Origin of the sequence: Prevotella sp. P4-98 (genome assembly GCF_002251405.1) — a bacterium.
Classification (GTDB): domain Bacteria; phylum Bacteroidota; class Bacteroidia; order Bacteroidales; family Bacteroidaceae; genus Prevotella.
In genome coordinates, this window is sequence record NZ_NPJC01000008.1 from 65,091 (window position 1) to 79,471 (window position 14,381).

Here is a 14,381-nt window from a genome sequence, read left to right on the forward strand (position 1 = left end):
CCTTTCAAACTATGATGAAACGTAATCTGCTATTACTCCTGCTGTTTGTAGGATGCGTCACCATGAAAGCCCAAGACTATCGGCTGTGGTACGACAAACCGGCCATGACATGGACACAGGCATTACCCGTAGGTAATGGCGTAGTGGGTGGCATGGTGTTTGGACAACCTGCCGTGGAGCATATCCAACTCAATGAAGAGACAATCTGGGCTGGACAGCCCAACAATGTGGTCAATCCTGAGGCAAAAAAATATTTGCCACAGGTGCAGCAGCTTATCCTTGAAGGTAAATATCGCGAAGCACAAGACTTGGCCAATGCGAAGGTTATGCCCAATGCTGCGGGACAAAACATGGGAATGCCCTATCAGCCCTTCGGCGATCTCTATATATCAATGGCTGGACATGCAGACTATCAGGACTATGAACGATGGCTCGATCTCAGCACCGCACGGTCTATGGTCAGCTATACATCGGGTGGTGTGCGCTATCAGCGTGAAGTGTTTACTCCCATTGGTGGCCCCGCAGTAGTGGCAGTACACTTGACTGCCAGCAAACCGGGACAACTGACGTTTACCGCACACATGACCTCACCACATGATAATGTGTTGACTGCCAGCGAAGGACAACAAGTCATTCTCCACGGCGTATCGGCCAAACACGAAGGACTCAAAGGTAAAGTGCGATTCATGGGACGCCTCACGGCTGTCACACGTGGCGGACACATTCATTGTAGCGACGGCAATCTCAGTGTCGTTGGCGCCGATGAGGCTACGCTATATGTGGCTATTGCTACCAACGTGAAAAACTATAAAGACATCACAGGCGATGAGGCGATGCTGTCGAAACAACGCCTCCAGCAAGCCATTACAACGGGATGTGAGGCTCTGCGCGAACAGCATACAGCTCGTTATCGCCACTACTACGACCGCGTGTCGCTGAATCTTGGTGCCGATGCCTTTGCCAAAGAGAGTACCAGCCGACGCGTGGAACACTTCGGTGAACGTACCGACAACTATCTCGTGGCTACCTATTTCCAGTTTGGCCGCTATCTGCTTATCTCATCGTCACAGCCTGATAATATCAATCCCGCCAATCTGCAAGGCATCTGGAACGAGAAGATGTTGCCTTCATGGGACTCGAAATACACGACCAATATCAATCTTGAGATGAACTACTGGCCTGCCGAACCTACCAATCTCACCGAGATGAATGCACCATTGTTCCGATTGATAGAGGAAGTGAGCAACACTGGACGACAGACAGCACGCGAGATGTATGGTGTAGATGGATGGGTGCTCCACCATAACACCGACCAATGGCGCATCACAGGACCTGTGGATCGGGCGCAGACAGGATTATGGCCCGTAGGGTCGGCATGGCTTTGCCGCCACTTGTGGGAACACTATCTATATACTGCCGATAAGGATTTTCTCAAGAAATCCTATCCTGTCATGTTGCAGGCAGCGCTATTCTATACCCAGACTATGATACCTGACCCACGCCATCATAATTGGTTGGTGGTGTGTCCTGGCGAATCGCCTGAACATGGTGGCAAAGGGCGCCCATCACCGCTCGATGCCGGTGTAACGATGGACAATCAAATTGTCAGCGAACTCTATACCAATGTGTTGGCTGCTGCAAAACTACTGGGCGAGCACAACGATACACTTGATCTGATCAAGCAACAACTCTCGCAGATGCCTCCGATGCAAGTGGGACGATGGGGACAATTGCAGGAGTGGCTCGACGATGTAGATGATCCTAACGACAACCACCGACATTTCTCACACCTCTTTGGACTCTATCCCAGCAATCAGATTTCTCCATACCGCACACCTCGTCTGTTTGATGCTGCAAAGGTGTCGCTGACGCATAGAGGCGATGTTTCTACCGGTTGGTCGATGGGATGGAAAGTATGCTCATGGGCACGATTGTTGGATGGTGACCATGCTTACAAACTCATCAAAGACCAACTCACACTGACTGCCGACACCTTCTTGATATTCGGCACTGTCAAACAGCGTGGTGGAACCTATCCCAATCTCTTTGACGCACATCCCCCATTCCAGATTGATGGCAACTTCGGATGTACGGCTGGTATAGCCGAAATGCTGTTGCAAAGCCACGATGGATTCCTTTATCTCCTGCCCGCACTACCTTCAGTATGGCCAAACGGCAGCGTGAAAGGACTGGTAGCGCGAGGCGGTTTTGAGGTCGATATGGATTGGCAAAACGGTCGTATCACTAAGGCTGTTATCCATTCGCGACATGGCGGTAAATGTCTGATCCGTAGTAAAGTGGCACTCCATCATAAGAATCTGAAGCGCATCAAGGACACCCAGAAGGGCGCTGACGGTATCGCACCGACACAACTCTACCAACTGACCACTGTGGCAGGAGGTGAATATATACTGAAATAATCATCGATACAAAAACAATAAACGATATGAAAAGACTCACATCCATTCTCGGACTGCTGCTGCTGGCTATCGGCATGCAGGCTGCCAAACCATGGAGCCATGGCGTATTGAAAGTGGCAGACAACCAACGCTATCTGCAATTTGCCGATGGAACTCCGTTCTTCTGGCTTGCTGACACAGGATGGCTTTTACCCGAACGTCTCGACCGCAGTGAGGCGGAATATTATCTGCAACGCTGTGCTAAAGCGGGATATAATGTGATTCAGGTGCAGACTATTGATGGTGTGCCTGCCTATAATATCTATGGACAACCCTCCAATATCGATGGATGGAACTTCCAACACATTGACCGTAAAGGGGTTTATGGCTATTGGGATCACATGGATTATATCATAGACCAAGCTGCAGATAAGGGTATATATATCGGTATGGTATGTATCTGGGGCGGACTGGTTAAGGCCGGTAAACTATCGGTGGAAGATGCTAAACGGTATGGTACATTTCTTGCCAACCGTTATAAAAACAAGCCAAACATTATCTGGATCATGGGTGGAGATATACAGGGAAATATCCGACCAGAGGTATGGGAGACTCTCGCCACAACGATTAAAGCAATCGATAAGAACCACCTGATGACCTATCATCCACGTGGACGATACACTTCTGCACGATGGTGGAGCAAGGCTGCATGGCTCGATTTTCACATGTTCCAAAGTGGGCACCGACGTTACGGACAGCGTATGGGCAATGCTGACTATCCTATTCCTGATAACACAGAAGAGGACAATTGGATGTATGTAGATTCTACATGGGCACACAAACCCATAAAGCCTGTGCTTGATGCAGAACCCTCCTACGAGGACATTCCTGTAGGATTGCATGATGCCAATGAGGCTCGATGGAAAGATTATGATGTCAGACGTTATGCCTATTGGAGCGTTTTTGCCGGTAGTTGTGGTCACACTTATGGACATAATGCTATCATGCAGATGCTCAAACCGGGTTATCCCACATCCTATGGTGATGCTGGTGATGTGAAAACATGGTATCAGGCACTCAACGATCCTGGCTTCAATCAGATGCAATATCTGAAGCGTCTGATTCTTTCCTTCCCTTATTTCGAACGGGTGGCTGACCAAAGTGTCATTGAAGACAACGGAGAGAAATATAATCGCCTTATTGCTACACGAGGCAATGACTATTTGTTGGTATATAACTACAATAGTAATGCCATGCGTCTGAATCTGACAAAGATTTCCGGAGATAAGAAGAAGGTGTGGTGGATGAGTGCTGCAAATGGACAATTGCGCTATTTGGGTGAATATGAAAACAAAGTCATGACATTCAGATATCACCCACAGACTACTGGCATAGAAGACGGTGTCCTTATTGCTGTGGATGCCTCCAAAGACTATCTTAAAGAAGACCAACAACAACTCTCTGCCGATGGCTATCAGCCGAAAGCACGCGACCTGAACGAATAAGATGACGCGATGATGAATCATACCACTACTATACGCAATAAAAATATGAAAACACTTCTCGTTCTTGCCATGGCTTTTTTCGCTTTGGGCGCAGAGGCGAAAGTCGGACTGACAAAGCTTCGCGTGGAGAATATGGATCAGCCTGCTGTCATAGCAACATCGCAGCCACGCTTCTCATGGCAGATAGTTTCCGATAAGAATAATGTGCGACAAACGGCCTATCAGATTGTTGTGGCAGATGCACAAGGGGAGGTTTGGAATTCTGGCAAAGTCATTTCCGACCGCCAGCTATGGGTGGAATATCAAGGAACCCCACTCTCTGGAGCTGCCGATTATACTTGGAAAGCGAAGGTATGGACTACTGCAGGCGAGAGTGCATGGACGGATGCAACTCCCTTTGCTATAGGTCTGCTTAGCGAAGCCAAATGGCGTGGTTATTGGATAGGATTGGAGCGTATGATGCCTGGAGAGCAACGCACAATCCATACACGCATGGCTGCTCGCTATCTGCGTAAGGAGTTTGAACTGAAAAACAAAATGGTGCGACGCGCTACAGCATACGTTGCCGGTATAGGTTTGCATGAGTTTTATGTGAACGGACAACGTATGGGTGATGGAGTTTTGAACCCTATCCCATCAGACTATCGTAAGACTATTTACTATAACACCTACGATGTAACGTCGCAAACTACAGCGGGCAAACGCATCTGTCTGGCTATTGTATTGGGCAACGGACGACTGTTCCCTATGCAGCAACACAAGCCGTATAAGATTCCTGTGTTCGGCTTCCCTAAGTGTCGTATCAATGTCAAGGTGGAATATACAGATGGTACCACACAACTTCTACAGACTGACGATAAGGGGTGGAAGGTAACTGCTGAAGGACCAATACGCGCTAACAATGAATATGATGGTGAGGAGTATGACGCCCGTAAGGAACTGACGGGATGGGCTTCTGTAGGTTTTGATGACTCGCAATGGATGAAAGCTGAACGGACTGATATACCCACCGGAGTGCTTCGCCCACAGGGAAAAGGCATGAAAGTCAACGGTACTGTCGATATCCGTCAACTCAACGGACGGATCGTTGATGTGGGTCAGAATATGGCTGGATGGCTGAAAGTCAGAGTACGTGGTCATCAAGGCGACACCATTCGCATCATCTATGCAGAGCGATTAAATGCCGATGGTACGCTCTATCGCGATAATTTTCGCAATGCACAATCTACAGATATCTATGTTTGTAACGGAAAGGAAGGTAAAAACGGAAGATGGTGGACACCCACATTCGTATATCATGGATTCCGTTATGTAGAGATACAAGGATTGAAAAATCTTACGCTTGCAGACTGTAAGGCAGAAACTGTAGGCGATGAGATGACGGTACTTGGACATTTCGAGTGTAGCGATACGATATTAAACAAAGTCATGCATAATGCCTTCTGGGGTATTGCCAGCAATTACAAGGGGATGCCTGTGGATTGTCCGCAACGCGACGAACGACAGCCGTGGTTGGGCGATCGCACAATGGGGTCGCTTGGTGAGAGCTTTTTGTTTGATAACGAATACCTTTATGCAAAGTGGATGCGTGACATCTGTGAGGCACAGCGATCTGATGGATGTATTCCTGACGTGGCACCTGCATTCTGGAATTACTATAGTGATAACGTGACATGGCCTGCTGCTCTGCCTTTCACTTGTGATATGTTGTGGCGACAGTTTGGCAATCGGCAACCCATTGACGATTCTTATCCTACTATTCGCAAATGGGTATTGCACATGACAGAGGAATACTGCCAAAATGGTATTATCACCAAAGATAAATATGGTGACTGGTGTCCGCCACCTGAAAAACTTGACTTAATCCACGCTCAAGATCCCAATCGCATTACTGATGGAAAACTGATAGCCACGGCTTATATGATTCGTGTGCTACAGTTGTTGGAACAATGGAATTGTGAGCCAGAGCGCTGGAATCCTATCCGAAAGACAATGACAGAGGCCTTCAACCGCAATTTTCTGACGGTTCGTAAAGGTACTTCGCTACGTCCGGGACATGTGCTCTTCCCTGATTCTACCTATTATGGTAATAATACCGTGACAGCAAATATCCTGCCTTTGGCATTGGGCATAGTACCCGATAGTTGCAAGAGTGACATTGTTCGTCAGGTGGTGGAGAATATTTGTGTCAAGAACAAAGGTCATGTGTCGTGTGGTGTCATAGGCATATCATGGCTATTGCGCACACTTTCCGACAATGGATTTGCCGACGTGGCATATCTTCTCGCCACTCAGAAGAGTTATCCCTCATGGGGATATATGGCAAACAATGGGGCTACTACCATTTGGGAACTATGGAATGGTAATACTGCCAACCCCCGAATGAACTCAGGTAATCATGTGATGCTCTTGGGCGACCTATTGCCTTGGTGTTACCAGTATATTGGTGGAATCCGTACTAATGATGCTTTCCGCCATTTCACACTTCGTCCTTCATTCGATATACAGGACTGTGAATGGGCAAACGTAGATTACGAGTCGCCTTACGGTCGCATTAGCAGTCATTGGAAAAAGACCTTACAACATTTGGACTGGGAGGTGGAAGTGCCTTGTAATACTACAGCAGAGGTTTATCTGCCTGATGGTACAGTCAAAACTGTAGGTTCTGGACATTACCAGTTCCGTGTTGAGATTCCCACAGCACATGCCGCTATAATGAAAGATGAGTTCCTTTATGAACATACACTTTTCCCTGAGGCACATGCCGGAACTATTGTAGAGACCAAGAAAGGTGATCTTATCACCGCATACTTCGGTGGAACGCATGAACGCGACCCTGATGTTTGCATCTATGTCAATATCAAACGCAAGGGCGAGAACCACTGGTCAACCCCTATACTTGCTGCAGACGGTGTGTTCCAAATAGGAACTCCACAGGCAGCATTAGCAGGACTGTCGGGCATCAACGCAGAAACAACCTCTGCAGAAGCCGGTCCGGTGAAGACGCTCAGTGATCAACGTGGCGCATTGACCTATGATTATCTCACTAAGAAGACGCTTGTCACGCTTCCGAAAGGTCTCAAACGCAAGGCATGTTGGAATCCTGTACTCTTTGAGATGCCTGATGGCGAACTTTGGCTGTTTTTCAAAATAGGATCAACGGTAGGGGATTGGACCGGATGGCTTACAAAATCGAAGGATGGCGGCCGTACTTGGAGTGACAAGGAACCGTTGCCGAAAGGTTTTCTCGGCCCTATTAAGAACAAGCCCGAACTGATTGACGGTCGTCTGATATGCGGTTCTTCTACCGAAGGAAAGGGTTGGCGCTTCCATGTGGAGATTTACGACATAGCTACCAAGACTTGGAAATACGTGGGACCGATAGAGGCTGCCAACGAACCAGCCACCATTGACCTGGCTGCAGATACTAAAGATCTTGCCCATCCCATATATCATGAAGGCAAATCGGCATTGCCCATCTATAGCATACAACCCTCCATTCTTCGTCTGTCTGATGGACGCTTGCAGGTGTTGATGCGCACGCGCAATGGTCGTCTTGCCACCTCTTTCTCCAATGATCATGGAGATTCTTGGTCGAAAGTGGTGTTGACAGACGTGCCCAACAACCAGAGTGGCACCGATGCTGTGACTCTGCGTGATGGTCGCCATGCTTTGATTTATAACGATTTTGAGACGCTGCCCGATACGAAGAAAGGTCCGCGCACACCTTTGTCGTTAGCGTTGAGCACCGATGGCTCTCATTGGCAAAAGGTGTTGACCTTAGAAGATTCGCCCATCGACCAATATTCCTATCCCGCTATTATACAGGGTAAAGATGGCACGTTGCATTGTCTCTATACCTGGCGCCGACAGCGGATGGCCTACAAACAAATCAATCTGAAGAAACTGAAACAAGACAAATGAAAAAACTACTCACTATGATTTTGCTGGCTGTCAGCATAGTATCCTATGCTCAGACATTCAGCATCACCACTCGCCGAGAGGCTTCCAACCGCGAAAAGTTTGCAGCCGAATATCTGTCGCGCAAGCTCTCTGCGTTGGGTTATTCCTTTGTCAAGGGTAAAGCAGACTATCGCATCTCTCTGATAATATCGAAAGACAGCACCGTTTTGAAGCAAGAAGGCTTTCGTCTTTCACAGCGCAAACGAACCATCACGATAGAAGGTGGCGATGCCACGGGAGTCATCTATGGATGCAACGAACTGGTGGAACAGGTGAAGAAAAACCACATGTTGATGGTTTCGCCTACCATGCAACACCCCGAAATGGTGATGCGTGGCACTTGTATCGGTCTGCAGAAAACAGTCTATCTACCGGGGCATGGAGTCTATGAGTATCCTTATACTCCCGAAAACTTCCCTTGGTTCTACGATAAAGCAGAGTGGGTGAAATATCTCGATATGATGGTTGAGAACCGTATGAACTCGCTCTATTTATGGAATGGACATCCTTTTGCCTCCTTAGTAAAACTGAAAGACTATCCCTTTGCCTTAGAGGTTGACGAGGCTACGTTCCGTAAGAATGAAGAGATATTCTCCTTTCTTACGCATGAAGCCGACCGTCGCGGCATCTTCGTTATACAGATGTTTTATAACATTATCCTCAGCAAACCCTTTGCAGACCACTATGGACTGAAGACCCAAGACCGTCATCGCCCCATCACACCACTCATAAGCGATTATACCCGTAAGTCTGTTGCGGCTTTTATCGAGAAATATCCCAACGTGGGATTGCTGGTATGTTTGGGTGAGGCCATGGCATCTATTGACGATGATGTGAAATGGATGAAGGAGACCATCATACCCGGTATCAAAGACGGACTGAAAGCATCTGGCCGTACCGACATACCTCCTGTTGTGTTGCGTTCCCACGATACCGATGGTCCATTGGTACTCCGTGAGTCATTACCACTATATCCCAATATCTATACGATGTCGAAATATACAGGTGAGTCGCTTACTACTTACGAGCCGGGTGGACCGTGGGGTGAAACCCATAGACAACTGGCTGCCGCCGCCCCTGTCCATATCGACAATGTGCATATCCTTGCCAATCTGGAACCTTGGCGATGGTCGTCACCGGCGTTTATCAGTAAGACGGTAGAGGCTATGCACCGTGTACACCATTCAAAAGGATTGCATCTCTATCCCCAAGCCAGTTATTGGGACTGGCCCTATGCAGCAGATAAATTGCCAGATGGACGTAGATTGAAACAGTTGGACCGCGATTGGATGTGGTATAAGGCATGGGGCCGTTATGCTTGGAACTGTCATCGCAACAACGATAATGACTATTGGAAGCAGGTTTTGGCAGATTATTACCAGACCGATACACTTACGGCAGGTCGCATACTCAATGCCTATGATGAGTCTGGAGAGATTGCGCCCAAGTTGTTGCGCCGTTTCGGAATTACCGAGGGCAATCGCCAAACACTCCTGTTGGGCATGAAAATGGGACAACTGGTCAATCCTTACAAATATACCATCTATCCTGGATTCTATGAAAGTTGTGGTCCCAAGGGTGAAAAACTCATAGAATACGTGGAAAAGGAATGGAACCATCAGTCGCATGAAGGCGAGTTGCCTCTTGATATCATAGACCAATGTGTGGATCATGGTGCTGCAGCTCTTGCCGCTATCACTTCCATTCAACCCGAAACGCTGGGCAACCACAAAGACGAGTTCCTTCGTTTGCAGAACGATATGCGTTGCTATTACCATTTTGCCAAGGCTTTCCGTCTGAAAGTGTTGGCTGCCCAGCAGGCTCTCAACTACAAATGGAGCAAGGATATCAGCCACCTTGATGCTGCCGTTCCGTTGTTGGAGCAGTCTATTGAGGAATGGCGCAAGCTCTGCCAACTCACCGCCGACACCTATCTCTATGCCAATTCCATGCAGACCGCACAGCGTCGCATCCCTGTAGGTGGCGACGATGGCAAGTATAAGACTTGGACAGAGATGCTGCCCATCTATGAAGAAGAGTTGGAAGCACTTCGACAGAACATCTACCGATTGCGTCATCCTGCTGATTCCACAGCCACAGCCCATATTGCGGCAGTCACTCCAGCCCCAGTGAAACTGTCCGACGGACAGCAGACTGTGACACTAACCAAGGATGCCATACTTTTCGAAGGTCGTCCCGATACTAAGGTTGATGCCGTAGCCCCCGAACTGGAAGGTCTTCAAGCCCTTGTCCTCAATCGCGATACTACTCGCATCAAGGGTACCACCATTAGTTTTTCATCGCCCAAGCCTGTTAAAGTGCTGGTTGGATTCTTTCAGGATGATGACCATAAATGGGCGAATCCTCCAAAATTGGAGATTGATGCCACGGGCAATGAATATGGTCAGGCAGAGCCCGTATTGACCAATGCCATCAGTATGCTACAAATGCCGAAGGTCAATATCCATCAGTATTGTCTTCCTGCTGGTAATCATTTGTTGCGTTTGCCAAAGGGCATCATCATGGTGGCTGGTTTTACATCCAGTGAAATTCAGCCCCGCGATGCAGGACTCAACGGTGCCGGCAACGAGGTTGATTGGCTGTTTCAGAAATAAAACGAATCAGATACGACAATGATGCATACTACTACATTTACCCACCGGATGTTTCTGTTGCTGTCAGCCTTGTTGCTGTTGAGTCAGATATCCTTTGCTGCACGCCATAAGCAAAAGGTGGCTGTCACTCGCGAGGACATGAAGCGCGTCTATGACGAAGTACGCACACCTTATAAATATGGTATGGTGGTGGCTCCCGCCGATAATGGTCATAAGATTGACTGTCCTACGGTGTTCCGCGAAGGCAATCGTTGGCTGATGACCTATGTGGTGTATAATGGTAAAGGCGGACTTGATGGACGTGGCTATGAGACATGGCTGGCATCGAGCGACGACCTCTTACACTGGCAAGTGGAAGGTCGATTGCTGAGTTATCGCGATGCCGGATGGGACATGAATCAGCGTGGTGGATTCCCTGCACTTATAGACTGGACATGGAATGGCAGTTACCGCATAAACACCTATAAGGGCCATCACTGGATGACCTATATTGGCGGTCACGGCACTGGTTATGAAGCAGTACGCGAACCTTTACATATTGGATTGGCATGGACTGCAGGCGATGTCAGCAAAGCCCACGAATGGGAGTCGCTGTCGCGCCCGGTGATGTCCATCAACGATAAGGATGCGCAATGGTGGGAGAAGTTGGTACAATATAAAAGTACGGTATATGACGACCCCAAGCGCACGCTGGGCAAGCGTTTTGTGATGTTCTACAATGCCGGCGGCATCAATCCATCCAACCAACTGAAAGCTGAGCGCATCGGTATAGCCCTTAGCAACGACATGAAACACTGGCAGCGCTACAAGGGCAATCCCGTTTATAGCCATGAAGCACCCGGCATTATCACGGGCGATGCACAGATTGTGAAGATGGGCAACCTTTTTGTCATGTTCTATTTCTCTGCTTACAATCCGTCTCGTCGCTACAGTGCCTACAATACCTTTGCCGTCAGTCGCGACCTTATCCATTGGACTGACTGGGACGGTGAAGACTTGATAATCCCCTCAAAGCCCTACGACAACCTGTTTGCGCATAAGAGTTATGTGGTGAAACATGATGGTGTAGTCTATCATTTCTACTGTGCTGTCAACAACGACCAGCAGCGTGGCATTGCTGTGGCTACCAGTCGGCCGATGGGACGGTCTTCTGTCCACTTTCCAAAAGCCGAGAGGAAAGGTTGCCGCCAAGTGACCAACCTCAACGAAGGATGGCAGGCACGCCTGTCGGGTAAGGGCAAGAAGGAGGCTATAAAAGTCAATCTGCCCCACAATTTCGATGACTATTACGGCTACCGACAGTTGCGCCATGGCAATCTGCACGGCAATGCCGACTATACCAAAACCATCGAATGTAAGAAACAAGCAGGTCGCCGCTACTTCCTTCAGTTGGAAGGCGTGGGCACCTATGCCACAGTCAGCATCAATGGTCATGCATATCCGCGAGAACTGGTAGGCCGTACGGTCTATACGCTCGATGTGACCGATCGTTTGAAAACGGGCACCAACCAATTGTCCATCCATGTGGAGCACCCATCTATGCAGACCGAGTCACCCTGGGTTTGTGGTGGTTGCTCGTCGGAATGGGGCTTCTCTGAGGGCAGTCAACCATTGGGCATCTTCCGCCCCGTATCGCTCATCGAGACCGACGAGGTGCGTATCGAACCGTTTGGTGTACACATTTGGAACAACAATACCTGTGATTCGGTATATATCGAAACCGAGGTGAAGAACTACGGCAGTTTGCCAGCCACCTTCGAACTCGTCAATAAGTTCACGTTAGCCAGTGGCAAGCAACTTTTCCGACAGAGCGATACCTTGACTTTGCAGCCCGGCGAGACCCGCATGATAGCCCGTGCTGAGGCTGTAGCAGATGCACATCGATGGAGTTTGACAGATCCTTATCTCTACACCTTGGCATCTATGATCAAGCGGCAAGGCAAAACTACCGATGAGGTACGCACGCCTTTCGGCATAAGAAGCATATCTTGGCCCGTACTGCGCCATGATAACGATCCCCGATTCTATCTCAACGGTCAGCCAACCTTTATCAATGGCACCTGTGAATACGAACATCTTTTAGGTCAGAGCCATGCGTTCTCCAACGAACAGATACGCTCACGCATGAAAATGATACGCCACGCCGGATACAATGCCTTGCGCGAAGCCCATCAGCCCCATAATTTGCTTTATCAGCAACTTGCCGACGAACAGGGAATGCTCTTCTGGAGTCAGTTCTCAGCCCATATCTGGTACGACACACCGGCATTCCGACAGAACTTCAAACGCTTATTGGTGAGATGGATAAAAGAGCGTCGCAACTCGCCGAGCGTAATCCTTTGGGGACTGCAAAACGAAAGTGTGTTGCCCAAAGACTTTGCCGAAGAGTGTTCTGCCATTATCCGTTCACTCGACCCCACCTGTCATGACCAGCGTGCCATTACCACTTGCAATGGCGGTGAAGGTACCGATTGGAATGTGGTACAGAACTGGAGCGGCACCTATGGCGGTTCTGCCGACAACTATCATCAGGAGTTGTGTCGTCCCGACCAGTTGCTCAATGGTGAATACGGTGCTTGGCGCACCCTTGATCTGCATGGCGAAGCAAAATACAGTGAGGAAAAGAGCACCCAACTGCTTACTACCAAGATGCGCTTAGCCGAGCAGGTTGCCGACAGCGTCTGCGGTCATTTCCAGTGGATCTTCGTTTCTCACGACAATCCCGGACGCGTGCAACCCGATGGTGCCTACCGCCGTATCGACCGTGTGGGCCCCATCAACTACAAAGGCCTGCTCACCATCTGGGAAGAACCATCGCTCGCCTATACCATCATAGCCCAAAGAGGAAAGAGCAACACCCCGTCGCTCCGACTCACAGCCGCCGACCATCAGACCGATTGCCTGCGTGCTGCCGAGGGCTACCACTATCTCTATCGCATCAACTGCGGTGGCGATTGCATGACTGATGAATATGGACAGCAATGGCACGCCGATGATCAGCGCTATTGGCACTCGTGGGCACAGGACTTTAAAAACATCGATCCGCGTCAAGCCAGCCAACGCCACATCACCGATAGCATACGCGGAACACAGTCAGCAAGCCTCTTCCAGTATTTCCGCTTCGGTCGTCACCGTCTTTGGTACGATTTCCCTGTTGCCGATGGCGATTATCGAGTAGAGCTATACTTCGCAGAACCATGGCATGGAAAGGATGGGGGAGAAGGCGATGACTATGAGGGATTGCGCATCTTTGATGTAGCAGTCAACGATTCGGTTGTTATCGACGATCTAGACCTGTGGGCAGAGGCAGGCTATTGTGCCGCCACCAAACGTGTGGCGAATGTTCATGTGGAGGGCGGTCATCTGCGCATTTCATTCCCAGAGGTTAAAGCCGGACAGGCTGTTATCAGTGGCATTGCCATCGCTTCACTGCAGCCAGTGGTTGAACCTCCCCACGATTGTCGTCCGACATGGCAAGCGCTCGATACCGACACCATAGCTCGACTGCCCCAAGACCTCTTGCCCAAGGACACAGAGACTCGTCCTGCCGTGGCTTACAAACCGTTGACAACCCCTGCCGAAGGTCAGGTTGCCGCCACGCAGTTTGTCATTCAACCGGGTCTCGGACAGGAATATGCGCTGCGTTTCCGCTATAAGAACACGACGGGCGCACCTGTTGTGGCACGCCTGACCATTGTTGATGCCAAGCAGATTACGCTGGTGGATCGCAAGATCACCTTCCCTGCCACGCCCAAAAAGTTTAAGATGCTCTCCACCACCACCGGAACACAGATCAATGCCGGCACCTATACCGTCACGGTAGAGTCGGCAGACGTATCGTTTCGCGAACTTGAAATACAATAAACGATGATTCGTTTCCCATACACTATACTCATGTC

5 protein-coding genes are annotated in these 14,381 nt (G+C 49.2%); all 5 read left to right on the forward strand.

Translation table 11 applies throughout. The features are described 5' to 3' along the window. The first annotated feature begins 11 nt into the window (after positions 1-11). The 5 genes from CIK96_RS02165 to CIK96_RS02185 are packed head-to-tail and all read left to right on the forward strand — an operon-like array spanning position 12 to position 14,346. A complete protein-coding gene (locus tag CIK96_RS02165; protein ID WP_094439373.1) occupies positions 12-2,420 on the forward strand; it encodes a glycoside hydrolase N-terminal domain-containing protein in 2,409 nt (802 codons plus the stop codon). A gap of 26 nt (positions 2,421-2,446) precedes the next feature. Further along, entirely contained in the window at positions 2,447-3,904 is a 1,458-nt protein-coding gene (locus CIK96_RS02170; protein WP_094435171.1) for a glycoside hydrolase family 140 protein, read from the forward strand. A gap of 45 nt (positions 3,905-3,949) precedes the next feature. Continuing rightward, positions 3,950-7,828, forward strand: a complete 3,879-nt coding sequence (locus tag CIK96_RS02175) for a family 78 glycoside hydrolase catalytic domain (RefSeq protein WP_254047057.1) — start codon at positions 3,950-3,952, stop codon at positions 7,826-7,828. Continuing rightward, a complete protein-coding gene (locus CIK96_RS02180; RefSeq protein WP_094439375.1) occupies positions 7,825-10,482 on the forward strand; it encodes a glycoside hydrolase family 20 zincin-like fold domain-containing protein in 2,658 nt (885 codons plus the stop codon). Before CIK96_RS02175 ends, CIK96_RS02180 begins: the two co-directional genes overlap by 4 nt. Positions 10,483-10,503: 21 nt before the next feature. Beyond that, positions 10,504-14,346 carry a malectin domain-containing carbohydrate-binding protein gene (locus tag CIK96_RS02185; RefSeq protein WP_371592324.1) on the forward strand — a complete coding sequence of 1,281 codons (3,843 nt, stop codon included), beginning with the start codon at positions 10,504-10,506 and terminating at the stop codon, positions 14,344-14,346. Positions 14,347-14,381 lie beyond the last annotated feature (35 nt).